Below are 20,998 nucleotides of genomic sequence, written 5' to 3' on the forward strand. Positions count from 1 at the left end.
CGTGGACCCACTGTGGTCGGTGTCACCTCAGCACGTAAAGTTCCGTTTCGTTGCCAACAAGCGAAGACGAGGTGGGGTAGCGGTGGCCGAGTACACGCTCCGCCAGCTGACCTACTTCGTCGCCGTGGCCGACGCCGGCTCGATCGCCGGCGCCGCGGCCCGGTTGCGCATCACGCCCACCGCGGTCGCGGCGTCGCTGTCCGGGCTCGAACGGGTGCTGCGCACCCAGCTGGTGGTCCGCCGCAAGGCGCACGGCATCACGCTGACCCCCACCGGGGTCTACCTGCGGGAGCGGGCCGAGGCCCTGCTGCGCGACGCCGAGGAGCTGCGCCTGGCGGCCTCCAGCGGCGGAGCGGGGCTGAGCGGCCCGCTGGCCGTGGGGTGCTACGCCACCGTGTCGCCGACGATCCTGCCGCTGCTGGTGCAGTGGACCGCCGAGCACCACCCCGACGTCGAGCTCGAGGTGGTGGCCCGCGGCCAGCACGACCTGGTGCAGATGCTGTTCTCCGGCGCGCTGGACCTCGCCGTGGTCTACGACATGGGCCTGCCCGACGGCCTGCAGTCGGTGCTGCTGTACACGGTGCGGCCCTACGTGCTGCTGCCGGCCGACCACCGCTGCGCCGGTGCGGGCGCGGTGGCGCTGGCCGACCTGGCCGACGAGCCGCTGATCCTGCTCGACCTGCCCCCGGCCGCCCAGCACACCGCCCGGGTGTTCGCCGAGGCCGGGGTCGTCCCGCGGGTCACCCAGCGGACCACCGACTTCGAGCTGACCCGCTCGCTGGTCGCCCGCGGGCTGGGCTACTCGGTCGTGGTGCAGCGCCCTGCCGTGGACCGCTCCTACGAGGGTCTGCCGCTGGCGACGGTGCCCATCACGCCACCGGCCGGCGAGGTGGGCGTGCTGGTGGTGTGGCCCCGGGGCGTCTCCCTGACCGACCGGGCCCAGGCGTTGGTCGGCTTCGCCGCCGAGCACGCGCACTCCACCGATGTCCGGTACCGCGCGTCGCCGGCTCAGTAGGAGGCGCGCTCGCCGTCCTCCCCCGTGGCCACCCACCGTGCGGCCAGGGCCTCCGAGCCGCGCGCGAGCAGGGCGACGTCGGCCCCCACGAGCACGAAGGAGGCGCCGGCCTCGAGGTAGGACCGGGCGGCGTCGGGGTCGAAGGCGTTGACCCCGACGGGGGTGCCCGCGGCCCGGACCGCCCCGAACGCCGCGATCACGGCCGCCACGACGTCGGGGTGGGTCTGCTGACCGAGCAGGCCCATCGACGCGGCGAGGTCGGAGGGACCGACGAACACCCCGTCGACGCCGTCCACCGCCGCGATCGCCCCGGCGTTGGCCACGCCCTCCACGGTCTCCACCTGGACCAGCAGGGACACGTGTGCGTCGGCGTCGGCGAGGTACCCGTCCACCCTGTTCCAGCGGGCCGACCGGGCCAGCGCGGACCCCACGCCGCGGCGGCCGCGGGGCGGGTAGCGGACGGCCTGCACGAGCGCCTCGGCCTCCGCGGCGGTGGACACCATCGGCACCAGCAGGTTCTGCGACCCGGTGTCCAGCACCTGCTTGATGGTCACCACGTCGCCGGCCGGCACCCGGACGACCGGCGTGACCGGGTAGGCCGCCACCGCCTGCAGCTGGGCGAGCACGGACTCCAGCCCGTTGGGGGAGTGCTCCATGTCCACCAGCAGCCAGTCCAGCCCGGCCCCCGCGCAGATCTCGGCGACCAGGGGCGAACCGGTGCAGACCCACATGCCCGCCAGCGGCCGGTCGGCCCGGCGGAGGTCGTCGCCGAACGTCGGCCTCAGACGAAGCGGCACGAGACCACCCCCAGCGACCCGTAGTCGCACACCACGCTGTCCCCCCGCGAGACCCACATCGGCCGGGTGAAGGACCCGGCGAGCACGACCTCGCCGGCGTCCAGGACGGTGCCGTGCTGGGCCAGCTTGTTGGCCAGCCAGGCCACGCCGAGGGCCGGGTGGCCGAGCACGCCGGCCGCCACACCGGTCTCCTCGATGCTCTCGTTGCGGTACAGCACCGCCGACACCCACCGCAGGTCCACGTCATCGACCCGCTTCGGGGTGCCGCCGAGCACCATGCCCCCGTAGGCGGCGTTGTCGCTGATGGTGTCCACGATGGTGCGCCCCTCCAGCTCGATGTGGCTGTTGAGCACCTCCAGCGCAGGCACCACGTACTCGGTGGCCCGCAGGACGTCGACCAGCGTGCAGTGCGGCCCCGCGAGCGGCTGCGCGAGCACGAAGGCCAGCTCGACCTCGATGCGCACGTTCGTGTAGGCGTCGTGGGGGATCTGCGCCCCGCTGTCGAAGACGGTGTCGTCGAACATGACCCCGTAGTCGGGCTCGGTGATCCCCGTCGCCTGCTGCATGGCCCGCGACGTGAGCCCGATCTTGTGGCCCACCAGCCGGCGTCCCGCCGCGAGCTGGGCGTCCCGCCAGACCCCCTGGATGGCGTAGGAGTCCTCGACGGTGGCCTCGGGGTGGCGCGCGGTGATCCGCGGGACGAGCCGCCGCTCGCGGTCGGCGGCGGCCAGCTCCTCGGCCAGCGAGGCGATCACGTCAGGTGGCAGCATCGGTTCCTCCGCAGGTCCCGGTGACCCGGCTCAGAGCTGGTTGCCCAGCTTGTACTCGCCCTGCTTCCACGACGGCATCGACTCCTCGCCCTCGGCCGGCCGGGTGTAGGAGAACCCGTCGGCGCCGATGGTCACCGCCATCTCCGAGGACTCGGTGCGGGCCACCACGGGCTGCGGGTTGCCGTCCAGGTCCAGCACCAGCGAGGCCTCGGTGTACCAGGAGGGGACGACGGGGTTGCCCCACCAGTCGCGGCGCTGGTTGTCGTGGACGTCCCAGGTGACCACCGGGTTGTCGGGGTCGCCGGTGTAGTAGTCCTGGGTGTAGATCTCCACCCGGTGGCCGTCGGGGTCGCGCAGGTAGAGGTAGAAGGCGTTGGACACCCCGTGCCGGCCGGGGCCGCGCTCGATGGCGTCCGAGCGCCGCAGGGCGCCCAGCTTGTCGCAGATGGCCAGGATGTTGTGCTTCTCGTGGGTGGAGAACGCGACGTGGTGCATGCGCGGGCCGTCGCCGCCGGTCATCGCGGTGTCGTGCACGGTGGGCTTGCGCCGCATCCAGGCTGCGTAGACCACGCCCTCGCCGTCCTGGATGTCCTCGGTGACCCGGAAGCCGAGGTTCTGCATGTAGGCCACCGCGCGGGGCACGTCGGGGGTCACCTGGTTGAAGTGGTCCAGCCGAACCAGCGCACCCGGGGTGTAGAGGTCGTAGCGCCAGGCCAGCCGCTCGACGTGGTCGACGTCGTGGAAGAACTCGTAGGGGAACCCGAGCGGGTCCTCCACGCGCACCGAGTCGCCGATGCCCCGTGTCCAGCCCTCGGCCCGCCGCTCCACCCGGCAGCCCAGCTCGGTGTAGAACGCGACCGCCTTGTCCAGGTCCCCGGGCGTGCGCACCCGGTAGGAGAACGCGGCGACGGCGGCCACCGGGCCCTGGCGCAGGACCAGGTTGTGGTGGATGAACTCCTCCATCGAGCGGAGGTGGACGGTGTTCTCGTCCTCCTCGGTGACGACGAGGTCGAGCACGTCGACGTAGAACTGCCGCGACGCCGCCAGGTCGGTGACCACCAGTTCCATGTAGGCGCACCGCAGCACGTCCGGGGGCTCGGCCTGCGGGGTGGCGATCGGGTTCGCGGCCTGGATCGGCGTCTCCTGGGAGACGTAGAAGCCCGAGGAGGTCAGGGTGCGGTCACTGGCGCGGGTCATGTCGGCGTCCTTGCTCGAGAGGGGTCCGGCGGGTGAGGGGAGGGCTCAGCGGGGTTCGGGGTCGGCCAGCGAGGGCTCGTGGTGCTCCTGCTTGCCGAAGGTCGGGTTGTGCACCGCGCCCAGCGTGATGTGCACCGCCTGCTGGTCGGTGTAGAAGTCGACGGAGCGGTAGCCGCCCTCGTGGCCCAGCCCGGAGGCCTTCACGCCGCCGAACGGGGTGCGCAGGTCGCGCACGTTGTTGGAGTTCAGCCAGACCATGCCCGCCTCCACGGCCTGCGAGAAGTTGTGCGCCCGCTTGAGGTCGTTGGTCCAGACGTATGCGGCCAGGCCGTACCGGGTGTCGTTGGCCAGGGCGAGCGCCTCCTCGTCGGTGTCGAAGGGCGTGATGGCCACGACCGGGCCGAAGATCTCCTCCTGGAAGATCCGGGCGGTCGGCGGGACGTCGGCGAACACGGTCGGGGCGACGAAGTTGCCGGTGGGGAACCCCTCGGGACGACCGCCGCCGGCCACCAGGCGGCCCTCGCCCTTGCCGATCTCGACGTAGCTCATCACCTTGTCGAAGTGCTCCGGGTGCACCAGCGCGCCGACCTCGGTGTCGGGGTCGTGCGGGTAGCCGACCGTGACCCGCCCGGCCTGCGCGGCGTAGCGCTCGACGAACTCGTCGTACACCGCGCGCTGCACCAGGATGCGGCTGCCGGCGGTGCAGCGCTCCCCGTTCAGGGAGAACACCCCGAAGACGGTGGCGTCGACGGCCGCGTCGAGGTCGGCGTCGGCGAACACCACGGCCGGTGACTTGCCGCCGAGCTCCATCGACAGCCCCTTCAGGAAGGGGGCTGCGTTGGCGAAGATGAGCTGCCCGGTGCTGCTCTCGCCGGTGAAGGAGATCAGCGGCACGTCGGGGTGCTTGACCAGCGCGTCGCCGGCGGCCTCGCCCAGCCCGTTGACCAGGTTGAACACCCCGGTGGGCACCCCGGCCTCCTCGAAGATTCCGGCCCACAACGACGCGGACAAGGGGGTGAACTCGGCTGGCTTGAGCACGACCGTGTTGCCGGTCGCCAGCGCCGGGCCCAGCTTCCAGGACTCCAGCATGAACGGGGTGTTCCAGGGGGTGATCAGGCCCGCGACGCCGATGGGCTTGCGGTTCACGTAGTTGATCTGCCGACCCGGCACCTTGAAGGTGTCGTCGGCCTGGGCGACGACGAGGTCGGCGAAGAACCGGAAGTTCTCCGCCGCCCGCCGCGCCTGGCCCAGCGCCTGGGTGATCGGCAACCCCGAGTCGAAGGACTCCAGCTCGGCCAGCCGGGCGTCGCGGGACTCCACGATGTCGGCGACCCGGTGCAGGATCCGGGAACGCTCGCGGGGGAGCATCCGCGGCCAGGGGCCCTCGGTGAAGGCCACGCGGGCGGCGGCGACGGCCCGGTCGACGTCGGCTGCCCCGCCGGCCGCGGCCTGCAGGTAGACCTCGTTGGACACCGGGTCCAGCACGTCGAAGGTCGCGCCGTCGACGGAGTCGACGAACTCGCCGCCGATGTAGTGCTGGATGCGGGTGGGCAGGTCGGCCGGGACGTGGCCCTGCGGGGTCGTGGTGTCGGTCATGGATTCTCCCAGGTCGGGGTGCGGAGGCCGGCGGCCCCCTCGGGCAGGACGGTGCTCAGGGAGTGGCCGACCGCTGCCGGTCGGCCTCGTACCGGGCGCGCCACTCGGCGTTCATCGGGAACAGCCCGTCCACCGGGTGGCCCTCGGCCACCCGCTCGGCGATCCAGGCGTCCTGCTCTTCCTGGGCGAGGGTGGCGTCGGCGACCTCCTCGGCCAGGGCGGGGGGGATGACGACCACGCCGTCGGCGTCGCCGACGACGACGTCGCCGGGCTGCACCGTCGTCCCGCCGCAGCCGATGGTGAGGTCGAGGTCCCAGGGCACGTGCCGGCGGCCGAGCACGGCCGGATGGGCGCCGGCGGCGTAGACCGGGATGCCGACCGCGGTGACCGCGTCGAGGTCCCGGACCCCGCCGTCGGTCACGATCGCGGCCGCACCGCGGGCGTGCGCGCGGATGGCCAGGATGTCGCCGAGAGTGCCCGAGGTGGTCACCCCCCGTGCCTCGACGACGATGACCTCACCCTCGCGCACGGCGTCGAAGACCCGCTTCTGGGCGTTGTAGCCACCGCCGTGGGAGGCGAAGAGGTCCTCGCGGTGCGGGACGAAGCGCAGCGTGCGGGCGGTGCCCACGACCTTGCGGTCGGGGTGCAGGGGCCGGACGCCGTCGATGGTGACGTCGTCGAGCCCGCGCTTGCGCAGCTGCCCGGACAGCCCGGCCACCGGGGCGCGCTCGAGCTTCGCGCGCAGTTCCGGGGTGAGCACGCCGGCCGGCTCGGCCGGGAGCCCGGCGGCCTCGCGCGAGCCCCACGCCTCGGACCGCTGGGCGTCGTCGACCGAGGGCACCGACCCCACCGACGCGTCGAAGGGCGTGCTGCCCTGCACCACCGTGGTGACCAGCCGCCCCGACGTCGGGGCACCCGGGGCGCCCGGCGCGTCGACCTCGACCTCGACGACGTCGCCGGGGACCACCACCGTGGACCCCGCCGGGGTACCGGTGAGGACGACGTCGCCGGTCTCCAGGGTGAGGTGCTGGGACAGGTCGGCCACCAGCTGGGCCAGGGGGAACAGCAGCCCCTCGGTGGTGTCGTCCTGGGCAAGGGTGCCGTTCACCCATACCCGGACCCGCAGCTGCTCGGGGTCGACCGTGCCGGCGTCGACCAGCCCGGGGCCCAGGGGGGTGAAGCCGTCGCCGCCCTTGGACCGGACGTTGGAGCCGCGGTCGGCGGCGCGCAGGTCGTAGACGCCGAAGTCGTTGCCCGCGGTCACCCAGGCCACGTGCGACCAGGCCTGGGACACCGGCACCCGGCGGGCGGGGGCACCGATGACCAGCGCGACCTCGCCCTCGAAGGCCAGCAGCTCGGTGCCCGCAGGGCGCTCGATCGTCCCGCCGGACGGTGCGATCGAGCTCGACGGCTTCAAGAAGTAGGACGGGTGGGCCGGACGTCGACCCCGCTGGTCGGCCCGTGAGGGGTAGCTCAGGTGCACGGCCAGGACCTTGCCCGGCCGGCTCGGCAGGGCGGCGAAGCGCGGGTCGCCTGTGGTGGGGCGCGGGTCGCTCTCGGTGGTCATCGACAGCCCTTCTTTCCGGGACGAATCGTATACGTTGCGCACCTGGGTGGTCAAGGAAGCAGGACGGCCACGACGAGGTGACCGTTGAGCACGATGACGAGGCCGGCGACGACTGCGCCGGTCAGGGTCGTCAGCCGACGGTTCGTCCACGCGCCCATCAGGTCCCGGCGGCTGGTCAGCCACAGCAGAGGCACCAGGGCGAAGGGGATGCCGAAGGAGAGCACGACCTGCGACCAGACCAACGCGGTGGTCGGGTCGACGCCGATCACCAGGACCAGGAGAGCGGGCAGCAGTGTGATCAGTCGGCGGGCGAGCACCGGTACCTGCCGGCGGAGGAAGCCGGCCATCACGACCTGGCCCGCGTGCGTGCCCACCGACGAACTGGCGAAGCCGGCGGCCAAGAGGGCGAGGGCGAAGGCGAGCGCGGCGCCGCCGCCCAGCTGCGCCCCGATGCCCTGGTGCACGCTCTGGAGGGACTCGATGCCGTCACCCGGGGTGAACAGCTGCGCGGCGATGATGAGCATCGCCGCGTTGACCAGGCCGGCGAGTCCCATGGCCACCAGGACGTCGATCCGCTGGGCACGCAGCAACCGCTGACGCCCGACGAGGGTCGCGCCCTCGCGCACGGCGTCGCCGTAGCGGCCCGGGGTGAGCGCGGAGTGCACGTAGATGACGTGCGGCATGACCGTGGCGCCGAGGATGCCCGTGGCCAGGAGAACGCTCTCGTTGCCGGCGAAGCCGGGCACCAGACCGGCGGCCACCCCAGAGGGATCGACCCCGGAGTCGACCAGCGTGTAGGCGAAGCCGGCCCCGATGACCAGCAGCAGTCCGGCGATCACCCGCTCGAAGGGTCGGTGGCCGCGGGACTGGGCGCCCAGCAGGACGAAGGCCGCGACCGCGGTGATGATCCCACCGACGGGCAGGGGGACGCCGAGCAGGAGATCCAGGGCCACGGCGCCGCCGACGATCTCGGCCAGGTCGGTGGCGATGGCCACCGCCTCTGCCTGCAACCACAGCCCCCAGGTGACCGGGCGGGGCAGTCGCTCTCGGCAGTTGGACGCCAGGTCACGACCGGTGGCCAGGCCGAGCTTGGCGGTCAGGGCCTGGATGAGCATCGCCATCAGGTTCGCTGCAGCGATCACCCACAGCAGCGTGTACCCGAACGAGGCCCCGCCGGTGAAGTTGGTGGCGAAGTTGCCCGGGTCGACATAGGCGACGGCGGCGACGAACGCCGGACCGAGTAGTGGCCACAGTCTGCGACCGGAGCGCCGCGGCGCCGGGGGGCGAGCCCTGTTCGCCCGACCCGGGAGGTCGGTGACTCGGAGCGGCGACAGGGGCATGGCGATCTCCAGGCCGGGCTCGACATCGATGTCGGTCGGAACGTATACGATGAGAACCTCGGGGGGAAGGGTCGAATACGATGACCGGCATGGTCACGCGACGTCGCGGTTCGGACGACCCTGCATGGTGACCGGCGCAGCCCCCGGGGTGTCGCCGAGCAAGGCGCAGCTGTCCTACGAGTGGATTCGCGAGAAGATCACCTCCGGTCGGTTCACGCCGGGGTACCGGCTCGTGCTGGCCCAGATCGCCACCGAGCTCGGGGTCAGCGTGGTGCCCGTGCGCGAGGCGGTGCGACTGCTGGAGGCCGAGGGACTGGTCACCTTCGTGAAGAACGTCGGGGCGCAGGTCGCCCTCGTCGACGAAGCTGAGTACGTCCACACGATGCAGACCCTCGCCCTGGTCGAGGGGTTCGCCACCGCGCTCGCCGCGCCGCTGCTGACCCCGGCCGTGCTGGCGCAGGCGCGCGCGGTCAACGAGCAGATGCGGGCGGGTCTGGCCGACTTCGACCCGCACCGGTTCACCGAGCTGAACCGCGAGTTCCACGCCCTGCTGTTCGACCGGTGCCCCAACCCGCACGTGCGGGACCTGGTCGGGCGCGGATGGAGCCGGTTGGCGGCGTTGCGCGACTCCATCTTCGGGTTCGTCCCGGGTCGCCCGCCGGCCAGCGTGGACGAGCACGAGCAGATCCTGCGGGTGATCGAGGGGGGCGGCGACCTGGTCGAGGTCGAGCTCGCCGCCCGGCGGCACCGGGCCGCGACCCTGGATGCGTTCCTGGCAGCCCGGGCCGAGGCTGGCCCGGGGCCGGTGGACGTTCGCTGGACCTCGGCCCCGGCGCGGCCGGATCCCTCAGCGAGCCCCGAGGGCCGCGACCGCGGCGTCCAGCAGCTGGAGCTGGGTGGCCGGGGACGAGGGGGAGTCGGGCAGCAGGGCCAGCACCTGTAGCCCGTAGGCGGTCGCCAGCAAGTGGTCGACCAGCACTGCGTCGGGGGTGTCGACGGTGACGTCGCCGTCGACCCGGCCCTGGGCGAGCAACGCTGCCAGCTCCTCCCTCCACCGCACGACCGAGGCGTCGCTGAGCCTGGCCAGCCGGTCGTCCGTCACGGTGCGGCTCCAGAAGGGCAGCACGATCCGCGCCTCGGACCGGGTGGTCTCGGTGGTGGGGAACACCTCGACCAGGAAAGCGCGCAGCGCCGCCACCCCCCGGAGCCCGGCGAGCGCCGCTCGGATGCGGTCGTTGGTCCGTTCGAAGACGAAGAGGAAGGCTGCCTCGACCAGCTCGTCCTTGCTCGCGAAGTAGGGCGCGAGCGCCCCGTTGGCGTAGCCGGCCTCCCGGGCGATCTCCCGCATGGTCGCCGAATCGGCTCCCCGGGTGGCCATGATGCGCCAGGTGGCCTCCAGGATCTCCTGACGCCGCAGCTCCCGGTCGACCAGCTTGGGCACGCCGACCCCCCGCGATCAGTCGGAGCAGCAGTCGCCGGCGCCGCCCGCAGGACCGTCGGGATCGCCGTCCTCGGCGGTGCGGGAGCGGCAGTGCGCGCTCGCGCTGGGCGGCACGTCGAGGGTGGGGTTGCGGTCGAAGAAGCCGACGGGCTTGAGCTTGAACCCGGTGTAGTCCACCGGCATGATCGGCCAGTCCTCGGGCCGCGGCACGTGGGTCAACCCGAAGGTGTGCCACAGGACGACGTCGGTGGCCTCGACCCCGCGGTCGGCGGCGGCGTACTGCGGCAGCCCGGCCCCGCCGGCGTGCTGGTTGACGAAGTCGCCGGCGGCGTAGCGCTCGGCCGGGTCGTAGGCGGTGACCCACAGGTGCTTGGCGGCGAAGGTCGCGCGGCGGTGGATCGGGCTGTCCGGGTCCGCGAGCAGGGCCGGCTGCCCCTCGGGCAGGAGGGCGTAGGCGACCGGTTCGCCGAGGCGGTTGCGGCTGTCGGGGTTGGTGACGTGCCAGATGCGGCCTACCCCCTGGTCGGCCATCCGCTGGGCGTCGGACTCCCGCCGCAGCGTCGTCCGGCGCTGGGTGAACGCGTTGCCGCGCGGGTTGTCCGGCCCCATCGGCACCCGGACGAAGTCCAGCTCCTCCACGCTGTTGGTGGTCCCGTCGACCGTCATGTCCAGCCGGGCGCTGAACAGGTGCTGGTGGAAGGGGGCACCCAGCCCCGGAGCCACCTGCGAGGCGTACGGGTAGCCCTCGCCCGGGTAGGCGGAGGTGAACACGACCCCGGTGGCCTTGACCTCGAACCCGATGGTGCCGTCGAGGTAGAGGTACCAGTAGAAGCCGTAGTCGTAGTTGCCGATCGTGGTGAAGAAGCTGATCACCATCCGGCGCTGCCGCCGGGTCTCCGCCGAGCCGGCCCACAGATCGGTGTGCTTCCAGAGGATGCCGAAGTCCTCCTCGTGCATGCAAATGGCGTTGCGCAGCACCTGCGGGTGGCCGTCCTCGTCGGCGATGACCGCGTCCATGTAGGTGATGTCACCCAGGCAGTCGCAGCCGAGCTCGAGGGCATTGGCGTAGCGGCCCACCAGGTACTCGCCGGTGTCGAAGTAGTTCTGCCAGGACCGCACGGGGGAGGGGTCGGCGTAGGGCACGACCATCTCCGCGATCGAGGCGCGGTGGATGATCGGCCGCAGCCGGTCGCCGTCGCGGAACCCGATCTGGTGCAGCGTCAGCCCCTCGCGGGCGTCGAAGCCGACGCGCAGCTCCCAGTTCTCCCAGCGCAGCAGGTTGCCCTCGAGGCTGAAGCTCGGGCCCTCGGGCTGGGTGATCTCGATGGGCTTCTGCGTGGTCCGCATCGGCCCGGTGACGGCGGGGTCGTCGAAGTTGCCCGACTCCTCGGGGATCGGCACCGGACCGAGGTCCATGACCTGGTCGACGGTCTTGTTCACCACGTCCACGTAGGCCACCAGGCCGTCGATCGGGTGTGCCCACGGGTGGTCCCCCGGGTGGTCCTGCCGGAAGGCCAATCCGCGCAGGATGCGCCGCCCCTGCTCCTCCGGGTACTCGAAGACACCTGCGGACAGGGGGGCGACCCGCACGTCGGCGACGTCCAGGTCCCGGGCCGCCAGCGCGGCCAGCCACTGCAGGTCGGTGGCGAGGACCTCCTCGACGACGGCGAACTCCGAGTCCAGCACCGGCAGCTGACCGTCGGTGGCGGCGTCCAGGTCGCGCCGGCCGGTCACCTCGCCCCGGGTCAGCGAGACGACGACGTCCTTGGCCGACGGCGGGGCGAGCTCGTGCAGCAGCACCCGGACGGCCCGGTCGGGCGTGCCCGCCCCGTCCCGGAGGTGGATCTTGTGCGGTTCCTCGAGGCCCACGTAGACGAACCGGGTGCTGCCGGTGACCAGCCCGGCCTCCACGAGCACGGCGCGGGCCGCGGCGACCTCGTCGGCGGTCAGCTGGTCGAGCGGGTGGGTGGACGGGGTCGCACGAACGCTGGTGGACATGGTTCTCCCGGTGTCTCTACACGTGTAGAAAATGCGTGTGACCGAGGTTACCGCTGAGGGCGCGTCCTGGGAAGGTGCCCGGAAGAACGACCCGCACGGTCAGGACACCTGTGCTCGACGGACCGCCCGGTGGCTGCGGGTCATCACGACCGGCGCGGCCGGCACGACCACGGCGGCGGCCAGGGCCGAGGCGTCGCCCAGCCTCACCAACGCCCGGCCCCACCGACGCGCCGCCGGTCACAGCGCCGCCCGCCATCAGCGCGACGGCTCCACCTCGGCGGAACGAGTGCGCACCGGAGGACCCCGCCGAGGCGGGACTTGCTCCCCGTGGAGACCAGGACCAACCCCAGGTAGCTGGTCGCGTCGACCATCCCGGTGCCGAAGATCGGCAGGAAGGCCGCGGCCTGCAGGGGATGCCGGGGCCTCGTCGCTCCCGGGTGGTCGGCCGGATCGTCGGGGCGCTCACCCTGCGGGCACCACGTCGGACTCGACGAGGACGAGGTCCTCGGGCTCACCGGGCCCGGACCGCCCACCACCCAGCGCGGGGCGGCCATCGCCTGCTCGGGGGAGACGCTCCGTCCGCGAGGCGCCGCGCGACCTCGAGGTGCGCGGAATGGTGGACGACACCGTGGGCTGGGGCGACGGTGCTCCGCCCGTCTCCCCGTTGCGGGCGCTGCTCGGGGAGATGGCAGGGAAGAACCGGCCGACCCACGTCGCCCGGCTGGACCGGACCCAGCAGGCGAGAGCACCTGCTGATCGCCGAGCGGACCCGCTCCTCCCACCGTGAGCACCACCGGAGCGCCGAGGACCCATCGGGCGGGTGACGAGGCCAGCGCCGTTGCCGCAGCGGCGGCCCGTTCAGCCGGCGTCCAGCGCCACGTGGCCAGCCGGTGACGCATCGGGTCCGCCCGCCGCGCGCGAATTCTGTACGCTGCGTTCAGACTCCGGTGTGCACCGCTACGGGCCCCGGCGTCCCTGACCGAGGAGAAGACGCCATGTCGACCGACCAGCACGCTGCCGCCGACGCGCTCCGGGCGCGACGCTCGGCCGTCATCGGCCCGCACTCGCCGCTGTTCTACGACCAGCCGCTGCACGTCGTCTCCGGGCAAGGGGTCTGGTTGACGAGCGCGAACGGGGTCGACTACCTCGACGCCTACAACAACGTGCCGCACGTGGGTCACTGCAACCCGGTGGTCGTGCGGGCCATCGCCGAGCAGGCGGCGAAGCTCAACGTGCACACCCGGTACCTGCACGAGGGGGTGGTCGAGTACGGCGAGATGCTCCTGGCAACGTTCGCCCCGCACCTGGAGCGGGTGTTCTTCACCAACAGCGGCTCCGAGGCCAACGAGCTCGCGCTGCGCATCGCCCGCCAGCACACCGGCGCCAGGGGGCTGCTGGTCACGGACTTCAACTACCACGGGAACACCACATCGCTGGCGGAGATGTCCACCGGACTGGTGGTGCGCGAGCCGTTGGGCGCGCATGTGCGACCGCTGCGGATCCCCGACGTCCTCTCCGACCCGCGCAGCCAGGACGTGGTGCTGGCCGAGGCCCTGCGGGAGGCCGCCGACGCCATCGCCTCGTTGCAGGCCGCAGGTCACGGCGTCTCCGCGCTGCTGTTCGACCCGCTGTTCACCACAGAGGGCCTGCTGCACCCGCCGGCCGGGTACGTGCAGGGGCTGGCCGCCCTCGTGCACGGCGCCGGTGGGCTGGTCATCGCCGACGAGGTGCAGTCGGGGCTGGGGCGTTCCGGCTCGGCGTTCTGGGGGCACGAGCTGCACGACATCCAGCCCGACCTGGTGACCATGGGCAAGCCGCTGGGCAACGGCCACCCGCTCGGAGGCGTGGTGACCACGGCCGCGCTGCTGGAGGAGTTCGGCAGCACCAACATGTACTTCAACACCTTCGCCGGGAATCCTGTGTCCGCCGCCGCCGGCGCGGCCGTGCTCCGCGAGACGCTGGGGCGGGAGCTGCAGGCCGGCGCTGCCCGGCTCGGTGAGCACGCCCGGACGGCCCTGGAAGAGCTGGCAGCCGAGCGGCCCGGTGTGCGCGCCGTCCGGGGGACCGGGTTGTTCTTCGGGCTCGAACTCGTCGACGACGACGGCAAGGCCAGTGCCGACCGGGCCAAGCGTGTCGTCGAGGAGATGTACCGGAACGGGGTCTTGATCAGCCGCATCGGGCCGAAGGACAACGTGCTCAAGATCCGGCCTCCGATGGTGTTCGAGCAGGAGCACCTGCACGTGCTGCTCGACCGGCTCGGGGCGAGTCTCGACGCGGTGACGGAGCCGGAGGCCGTGGCCCGGTGAACGCCCCGCCACCCATGGAGGTCGGTCCGTAGGGTGGTGCGTGGTCGGGTCGACCGGGAGAAGAGGTGGCCAGGTGGAGTTGCAGGGGCACGCCGTCGCGGAGATGCCCGGCCGGGTTCCTCTGCGGGAGCAGAACCGGCGCCGGACCAGACGCGTCCTCCTCGATGCCGCGCTCGAGGTGTTCGACGAGAAGGGGTTCGGCGGGGCCACCGTCGAGGCGATCGCGGCCCGGGCGGGCGCCTCCAAGGTGACGCTCTACTCCTACTTCCCGGCGGGTCGGGACGACTTGTTCCGCACTCTGTACGAGGAGATCAACGAGGAGGTGCTCGATCGGGCGACGATCGAGCACCGCGAGGCATCCGGCTTGGTGGGTCAGGTTCTCGCCCTGACCCGACCTCTGCTGGACATCGGCGCCCGGCCGCTGATCGGGCGCTTCTACTCCAACAGCGACCCCACCATGGAACCCGCCCTGGCACCCGTGCGCGGGCATGCCTCCAGGGCGGTGGTCCGGCTGCTGACCGACGACATCACCGAGGCGCGCGCCGCTGGCACGATGGCGTCCGAGGTCGACCCCGGTGTCCTGGCCGAGCTCCTGGTCGGTGCCACGAGAGCTGCACTGAGGCAGGTGGCCCAGGAACCCAACCTGTCGCAGGACCTGCTGGCCGGGGTCGCTGCGCTGGTCCGGGGTCTGCTCCGCGCGGCATGAGTCGGTGGGTCTCGCCGTGGGACCGTCGAGGCGGACCCGGCCCCGGCGACCACGTCGGCAGCCGCGGGCTGGCGGCGCTGCACCGACCGCCGGTGACCTGGCTGCCGCCGGCTGCCCCGGGACCCCGACAGGGAGTCGATGCCCAGGGTCTTGACCAGCACCCCATCCGGCGAGGGTGGGCGGGAGACCCCGGCCGAGTTGCAGTCGGCGACCACGGTGATCATCGCCGCTCCCGACCGCGGCCGCCGAGCAGCTACCTGGGAAGCAGCGGCCGGCGCACCACGCGGGCACTCGACGGCGTGGGCACCCACCCGGGTGGCCAGATCCTGGTGGCGGTAGCCGTCGCGCCGAGCGGGACGGCTGGGGACGGGCGACCCCTTTCGGCACCGACCACCGCGTCGGCGTCAGCAGACAGCGATGCGTCGACCATCGTCTGCAACAGGTCCCCCGGCATCCCGTGCCGAGGTCGGCCCTCCGACACGGGGAGCTGCAGGTACCCGCCGACGGCCGGTTCAGCCACCGTGGAACACCTGCTCAGCGACCGCTGAGGCCGTTGCGGCGGGCCACGTCGCCCAACCAGGCAAGGCTGGGCTTCGCGGTCCGGGTGAAGGTCTCCCGGTCGACGGCCACCAGACCGAAGGTGGGGCGGTACCCGAGCATCCACTCGAAATTGTCCAGCAGACTCCAGTGCACGTAGCCCCGGACGTCGGCGCCGTCGGCGATGGCTGCGGCCAAGCCGCGCAGCGCCTCGTCGGTGAACCTGATCCGGTCGGCGTCGTCGGCGGTGGCGATGCCGTTCTCGGTCACCAGGAGGGGAGTGCCTGGCAGTACCGAGGCGACGTAGGCCACTGCTGCACCCAGTGCCTCCGGTCGACGCTCCATGCCGTGGGCCAGGGTCTGCCGGTCCGACGGCGGGGCGATCAATCCCTGCGGACCGAACCGCTGCGCCGTGTAGATCTGCAGACCCAAGAAGTCGTCACCGCGAGCGGACTCCAGGAACCGGTCCACCATCGCGGCGCGCGCGGCGTCCATGTGGTCGAGTCCGCCGCCTTCGTCGATGTACTCGATCCCCACCAGCGTCATGCCGGCCGGCGGTGACCCAGCGCCACGGAGGACGTCCATGCTGCGCGCGTGCAGGCCCAGGAGTGCCTCCGAGACGGCCGGGTCAGGTGCAGGCAGGCCCGTGACCTCCTCCCCGCGGCGTGCCATCGCGCCGATCACCGGCTGGACAGCCATCAGGTTGGGCTCGTTCAAGGTGGCCACGTACCCGGCGTCGGCCAGCGCCGGCGCGACGTACTCGGTGAACCGCGCGAGGCGGTCCGCGGTCCGGGCCCCCGTCCAACCGCCGTCGTCCATCAACCAACGCGGCATCGTGAAGTGCACCAGGGTGACGATCGGGGTGAGTCCGCGGTCGCGGCAGCCGTCGATCATCCGCCGGTAGTGGTCGAGGGCGGCGCGGGAGAACTCACCCTCCGCGGGCTCGATCCGGCTCCACTCGAGGCTGAACCGGTAGGTGTCCAGACCGGAACCAGCCACCAGGTCGAGGTCTTCGGACCAGCGGTGCCAGGAGTCGCAGGCGTCTCCGCTGGACTCGCTGAAGGGCGAGTTCTCGGTGTGCTCCATGGCCCAGTGGTCATTGTTGACGTTGCCGCCCTCCACCTGGTGGGCAGCGGTGGCGGTGCCCCAGAGGAAGCCCTCGGGGAAGGTGACAGCAGTCATCAGTCGATCTCCTTGCGTGTCGGAGGGGCCGGAGTGGCCGTCGTCGGGCAGTGCGCACACCCGCGCGCTGTCATCCGGGTGGGTCTTGGCGTCGCTCAGCGGAGCGGGTCCTCCGCCGTGCCGTCACCGACACCGAGCCGGCGGCTGAGCTCGTCGACCGTACGGTCCAGTGCCCGCTGAGCAGCAGTCGGTGAACCCAGCCACATGTGGTTCGCGCCCTGGAGGACCTCGAGGTCGGTGTCCACTCCCGCATCCGCGAGGGCGGCGTGCAACCGTGCGCTCTGCACGGCAGGGATGAACACGTCGTCGGCACCGTGGAGCAGCAGGACCGGCGGGGCACCGGGGGCCACGTGCGTGATCGGGCTGGCCTGGGCAGCCAGGTCGGGGACGTCCGCCGCGGGCGCGCCGAGCAGGAGGGCCTCCCTCGTGGTGGCGTCGGAGAGGTCGGCGCCGGTGTCGGCAGCCACGGCGGCGATGTCACTGGGGGCGTACCAGGCGACGACGGCGGTGACCTGGCTCGAGGGTCCGGTGAACCCGAGGTCACCTTCGAGCGCGGGATCGTCGGCGGTGAGCCCCAGCAGCGCGGCGAGGTGGCCGCCGGCGGACTCGCCCCAGGCCGCGATCCGCAGCGGGTCGAGACCCAGCTCGCCGGCGCGGGCGCGCAGCCACCGGACCGCGGCCTTGGCGTCGTGGAGCTGGGCCGGGAACGTGGCCTCCCCGGAGAGCCGGTAGTCGACACTGGCGACGGCGATGCCCGCCTGGGCGACCCGCTCGAACGGTGTGGGCGAGGCGCCGCGGTACATCGGTCCGACGGTGCGGCGGCTGCCGAGGCGCCAGCCGCCGCCGTGCAGGAAGACGACGGACGGTGCGGTGACACCTCGGTCCGGGGGCAGGATGAGGTCGAGCTCGAACGGCCGGACGCCGGGGACCGCGGCGTAGGGGACGCCGAGCAGGAGCCGGGTGCCGCCGGGACCGGGGAGCATCGGGGGTAGCGGCAGTTCGTGGGCCGCCGGGGGAAGGGGCATCGCGGGGGCGGGCACGCTCGTCCTCCAGGGGCCGGGTGCGACCCGGAGAGGCCGCACCCGGCGTGCGTCGTCGGTGGGCAGGTCAGCGGTCTCCCTGGGCGTCCGACCAGTCGTAGTCGGGCGGGAAGAACTGCATGTTGTGCTGCTGTGCGGCGGCCTGCATGCGGGGGAAGTCGGGGATGAAGGGGGGCTGATCGGTGGTGGCGTGGTCGGTGGGGGTGCCGATGTGCTGGAAGAACCGTTCGAACCCGCCGGACAGGGTGCCCATCATCCGGGCTGCCTCGACGACCTGGTACGAGTGGGCGAAGCCGGCGGGTACGTAGCCGAAGTCGCCGGCGTCCAGCAGCGAGGACCTCTTCTGCCCGTCGGCGTCCTCGTAGAACAGCTTGACCTTGCCCTCGAGGACGTAGAACGTCTCGTGGGTCTCGTTGTGCGAGTGGGTGGGGATGATGTCGCCGGCGGGGGAGTCGGCGGTGATGATGCCGAACTGGCCGTCGGTCTCGTCGCCGGAGAGCAGGACGGTGAAGAGGTCACCGAAGAGGTTGGCGTGCTCCCCCTCGCCGCGGCGGAGCACGTAGGGCGCCGGCCGGCCGGGCAGCAGGCCCGTCCACTGCGGCCCCTTCGCAGGGTCGATCAGGTACTCGAAGCTCAAGGGTTCCTCCAGGGCACACGTCGTCGGTGACGTTCCGAGAATTGCGGAGAACGATCACCACCGACAGGTATCCTGCCAATCAATGGCACGGCGATGGCCCCCGATGCCGTCGGCCGTCGGGCCGCGCGCCGGCCCGCGTCAGGCCTCCGGCCAGGCGGGCACGGCTACTCGTCTGCGCCAGCGGTCACGACGACCTCCACCCGTGCACCGACTCGACCAGTAGTGCTGTCCATCGCAGCTGGACCCGGTGCAGCGCCGGCATGGTCGGTCCGATGTCCGGCGCCGAGCATGCGGGAGATGGACCGTGCCGCCGTCCGAACGGCGGGGCCGAGCAGGCGCGGCTCGGCGTCTTCCCGGGGTACGACGACCGACAGGGCGGCGACGATCTGCTCATCGGCGCCCAAGACGGGCGCGGCGATGCTGACGGCCGGGGTCGGTTCGCGGCGGCGGACCACCGCCAGACCGTCACGTCGGACCTCGGCAAGCGTGCGGCGCATGGCCGCGGGCGACACCGGGACCTCCTCCCGAGGGTGCGCCATCGGCCCGGCGAGGACCGATTCCTGGAATTCCGGACCCGCGAACGCCAACAACACCAGACCCACACCGGTGGACTGCAGTGGTAGCCGGCTGCCGGTGTCGTACAGCGCCGGTATGGCGCGGCGGGCCGACAGGCGCTCGACCAGCAAGGCATCCGTGCCCTCGCGGACGGCCAGGAGCACGTGCTGGCCGGCCACCTCCGCGAGGTCGCCCATGAACGGCATGGCCACCTGCCGGAGCCCCTGCGCCCGCGGCGCGAAGGAGGCCACTTCCCACAGCCGGATGCCGATGGTGAAGCGTCCGTCAGGACCGCGCTCCAGCGCTCCCCACGCCATCAGCCGGTTGGCCAGCCGGAGTGTCGAGCTGGTGGGGATCGCGCTGCGCCGACTCAGCTCCCCGAGGCTCAGGGAGCGGTGCCGGGCATCGAAGGCCGACAGCAGCGCGAAGGCGCGGTCGACGACCGGCTCCCCTCTCGGGGGGCGGCGACCCCGCGTCCGGGGCGGCTCATGAGATCCGTTGTTCACGGGTTGGTCACTGGAAGGTCACGATTGCGGCAGGCGGCACGATTGTTTTCCATTGGATGGCATTGTGCCTTACGGCACATCGAGGCCGTTCGCATCGTTGCGCGCAGGACGAGCAGCGCTCGGGCCGGGCCGACGGATCGGCCGCTCTCATCCCAGCCGTTGCTCCAAGCAGAGGGGTATCAAATGAATCGTTCCAAGAGCAGGACCGGTCCGGCCCTGACCGCCGTGGCTGGCATGGTGGTGCTGGCCGCCTGCGGCGGTGGCGGAGGCGGGGGCGGATCCAGCCAGAGCGCCAGTGACACGCTGACCGTCGGGTTCGACGCGGACGCCGCCCCCACGGGCTACGACCCGCTCACCTATGCGCAGCGGCAGTCGGAGTTCTTCTCGCCGTTGTACGACTCGCTGTTCGTCAGCAGCCCGGACGGTGGCATCGAGGGGAGCCTGGTCTCCGACTTCTCGAACAACGAGGACGACACGCAGACCACCCTCACGTTGCGGGACGACGTCACCTTCGACGACGGATCACCGCTGGACGCCGAGCTGGTGAAGGCCAACCTCGACCGCCGCAGCGACCCGGACATCCTCGGCTACGGGCTCCTGGCCGCCGGGGAGGCCGCAGAGATCGTGGACGTGGCCGCGCCGGACCCGCAGACCGTCGTGATCACCTGGGCTCAGCCCCAGGCGACGCCCGAGGCCAACCTGTTCGACGCCACGGGGATGATCGTGGGGCCGCAGGGCATCGCCGACCCTGCGTCGCTGCAGACGCAGCCCGATGGCTCGGGCGCCTACGAGCTCAGCGAGAGCGGCACCACGCGGGCCAGCCAGTACACGCTCGAGAAGAACGAGGACTACTGGAACGACGAGGGGTGGGCGTTCGACACGATCGTCTACCGGATCATCACCGACCAGCAGGCCCTGGCCAACGCCGTCAACTCCGGGCAGGTCGACATCGCCGGCCAGCTGAGGGGGAACGCCCTGACCCAGGTCGAGAACCAGCAGAGCGTCATCAGCATCGGCGGAACCGTGGTGGGGATGCCCATCACGGACAAGACCGGCGCGTACAACGAGGCCTTCGGCAGCGTCCAGGCGCGGATGGCGATCATGTACGCGATCGACCGGGAGTCCCTGGTCGACGACCTGCACGAAGGGTCCCGCCCGACGTCCCAGCTGTTCCCCGAGGACGCACCCGGCTTCGACCCGGCGCTGGACGAGGAGTTCGGCTACGACCCGGACCGCGCTCGCGAACTGCTGGCCGAGGCCGGGTACCCCGACGGCTTCGAGATGAACTACACCTACCTGGGCCAGCCCGACGAGGACGTCATCGTGGTCCAGCAGCAACTGGCCGAGGTGGGCATCACCCTGAACCTCGTCGCGGCGTCCTCGACGGACCAGGTCTTCGCTGCGGTCACCACCGACCCGGTGATCTTCGGTCCGTTCGCCGTCGGTTCCCAGCCGGAGGGGTTCGTCGCCGGCGTCCTGTACGGCGGCTTCATGAACCTCCAGGGGGCCGAGGAGCCCGAGATCGCGCAGCCCATGGGGCAGGCCCTCGCCTCGACCGGCGAGGAGCGGGAGCAAGCCCTGACCGACCTCAACCGGGCGATCGCGGAGAACGTCTGGTTCGTCGGGATGTACGAGGACTTCACCCACTACGGCTACAACTCCGAGAAGGTGGCCGAGCCGTCCTTCGCCGGCCAGAACAACTGGCTGCTGATCTCGTCGGTCGAGCCGGCCTGACCCACTGGTGGCCGCGGCGCCCGCCGCGGCCACCAGCCCGGTGCGCCGGTGACCGCGCGGGACGACGCACGACA

At 72.1% G+C, this 20,998-nt stretch carries 17 protein-coding genes; 5 read left to right on the forward strand and 12 right to left on the reverse strand.

All coding sequences use genetic code 11. The features are described 5' to 3' along the window. Positions 1 to 82: 82 nt before the first annotated feature. Complete coding sequence (locus TEK04_RS05655; protein ID WP_336403341.1) at positions 83 to 1,015, forward strand: LysR family transcriptional regulator; 933 nt, start codon at positions 83 to 85, stop codon at positions 1,013 to 1,015. Here the strand turns inward: TEK04_RS05655 and TEK04_RS05660 are convergent. The 6 genes from TEK04_RS05660 to TEK04_RS05685 are packed head-to-tail and all read right to left on the reverse strand — an operon-like array spanning position 1,009 to position 8,282. Beyond that, positions 1,009 to 1,812, reverse strand: coding sequence for an HpcH/HpaI aldolase family protein (locus tag TEK04_RS05660; RefSeq protein ID WP_336403342.1), 804 nt, complete (start codon positions 1,810 to 1,812; stop codon positions 1,009 to 1,011). The two genes, TEK04_RS05655 and TEK04_RS05660, sit on opposite strands and share 7 nt — an antisense overlap. Then, positions 1,797 to 2,582, reverse strand: coding sequence for a 2-oxo-hept-4-ene-1,7-dioate hydratase (hpaH, locus tag TEK04_RS05665; RefSeq protein ID WP_336403343.1), 786 nt, complete (start codon positions 2,580 to 2,582; stop codon positions 1,797 to 1,799). The genes TEK04_RS05660 and hpaH overlap by 16 nt, the downstream gene beginning before the upstream one ends. A gap of 30 nt (positions 2,583 to 2,612) precedes the next feature. After that, a complete protein-coding gene (gene hpaD / locus TEK04_RS05670) occupies positions 2,613 to 3,779 on the reverse strand; it encodes a 3,4-dihydroxyphenylacetate 2,3-dioxygenase (RefSeq protein WP_336403344.1) in 1,167 nt (388 codons plus the stop codon). Positions 3,780 to 3,824: 45 nt separating this feature from the next. After that, on the reverse strand, positions 3,825 to 5,375 hold the full coding sequence (gene hpaE, locus TEK04_RS05675) for a 5-carboxymethyl-2-hydroxymuconate semialdehyde dehydrogenase (protein WP_336403345.1): 1,551 nt from the start codon (positions 5,373 to 5,375) through the stop codon (positions 3,825 to 3,827). Positions 5,376 to 5,430: 55 nt separating this feature from the next. Further along, entirely contained in the window at positions 5,431 to 6,942 is a 1,512-nt protein-coding gene (locus TEK04_RS05680) for a fumarylacetoacetate hydrolase family protein (RefSeq protein ID WP_336403346.1), read from the reverse strand. A 50-nt stretch (positions 6,943 to 6,992) separates the two neighbouring features. Next, on the reverse strand, positions 6,993 to 8,282 hold the full coding sequence (locus tag TEK04_RS05685; protein WP_336403347.1) for an Nramp family divalent metal transporter: 1,290 nt from the start codon (positions 8,280 to 8,282) through the stop codon (positions 6,993 to 6,995). A gap of 124 nt (positions 8,283 to 8,406) precedes the next feature. On the opposite strand from TEK04_RS05685, the gene TEK04_RS05690 reads away from it, so the two are divergent. Further along, a complete protein-coding gene (locus TEK04_RS05690; protein ID WP_336403348.1) occupies positions 8,407 to 9,225 on the forward strand; it encodes a GntR family transcriptional regulator in 819 nt (272 codons plus the stop codon). On the opposite strand, the gene TEK04_RS05695 is transcribed toward TEK04_RS05690, so the two are convergent. Then, complete coding sequence (locus tag TEK04_RS05695) at positions 9,130 to 9,723, reverse strand: TetR/AcrR family transcriptional regulator (RefSeq protein ID WP_336403349.1); 594 nt, start codon at positions 9,721 to 9,723, stop codon at positions 9,130 to 9,132. The two genes, TEK04_RS05690 and TEK04_RS05695, sit on opposite strands and share 96 nt — an antisense overlap. A gap of 15 nt (positions 9,724 to 9,738) precedes the next feature. Next, positions 9,739 to 11,721 carry a primary-amine oxidase gene (locus TEK04_RS05700; RefSeq protein WP_336403350.1) on the reverse strand — a complete coding sequence of 661 codons (1,983 nt, stop codon included), beginning with the start codon at positions 11,719 to 11,721 and terminating at the stop codon, positions 9,739 to 9,741. Positions 11,722 to 12,716: 995 nt separating this feature from the next. Between TEK04_RS05700 and TEK04_RS05705 the strand changes: the two genes are divergently transcribed. Beyond that, positions 12,717 to 14,027: an aspartate aminotransferase family protein gene (locus tag TEK04_RS05705; protein ID WP_336403351.1), complete on the forward strand. Its 1,311-nt coding sequence runs from the start codon at positions 12,717 to 12,719 to the stop codon at positions 14,025 to 14,027. A gap of 73 nt (positions 14,028 to 14,100) precedes the next feature. Next, positions 14,101 to 14,733 (forward strand): TetR family transcriptional regulator, encoded by a 633-nt coding sequence (locus TEK04_RS05710; protein WP_336403352.1) that lies wholly within the window; start codon positions 14,101 to 14,103, stop codon positions 14,731 to 14,733. 534 nt (positions 14,734 to 15,267) lie between these two features. Here the strand turns inward: TEK04_RS05710 and TEK04_RS05715 are convergent. From TEK04_RS05715 to TEK04_RS05730, 4 genes are all read right to left on the reverse strand, one after another. Continuing rightward, on the reverse strand, positions 15,268 to 16,452 hold the full coding sequence (locus tag TEK04_RS05715; protein WP_336403353.1) for a glycoside hydrolase family 1 protein: 1,185 nt from the start codon (positions 16,450 to 16,452) through the stop codon (positions 15,268 to 15,270). A gap of 95 nt (positions 16,453 to 16,547) precedes the next feature. Further along, positions 16,548 to 17,435 carry an alpha/beta hydrolase fold domain-containing protein gene (locus tag TEK04_RS05720; protein WP_336403354.1) on the reverse strand — a complete coding sequence of 296 codons (888 nt, stop codon included), beginning with the start codon at positions 17,433 to 17,435 and terminating at the stop codon, positions 16,548 to 16,550. Positions 17,436 to 17,559: 124 nt separating this feature from the next. After that, entirely contained in the window at positions 17,560 to 18,129 is a 570-nt protein-coding gene (locus tag TEK04_RS05725) for a quercetin 2,3-dioxygenase (RefSeq protein ID WP_336403355.1), read from the reverse strand. A 164-nt stretch (positions 18,130 to 18,293) separates the two neighbouring features. Continuing rightward, positions 18,294 to 19,190 (reverse strand): IclR family transcriptional regulator, encoded by an 897-nt coding sequence (locus tag TEK04_RS05730; protein WP_336403356.1) that lies wholly within the window; start codon positions 19,188 to 19,190, stop codon positions 18,294 to 18,296. 183 nt (positions 19,191 to 19,373) lie between these two features. On the opposite strand from TEK04_RS05730, the gene TEK04_RS05735 reads away from it, so the two are divergent. Continuing rightward, the gene (locus tag TEK04_RS05735) at positions 19,374 to 20,924 is read left to right on the forward strand and encodes an ABC transporter substrate-binding protein (protein ID WP_336403357.1); all 1,551 of its coding nucleotides are present in this window, start codon (positions 19,374 to 19,376) and stop codon (positions 20,922 to 20,924) included. The last annotated feature ends 74 nt before the right edge of the window (positions 20,925 to 20,998 follow it).

Source organism: Klenkia sesuvii (genome assembly GCF_037083825.1).
GTDB classification, from domain to species: domain Bacteria; phylum Actinomycetota; class Actinomycetes; order Mycobacteriales; family Geodermatophilaceae; genus Klenkia; species Klenkia sesuvii.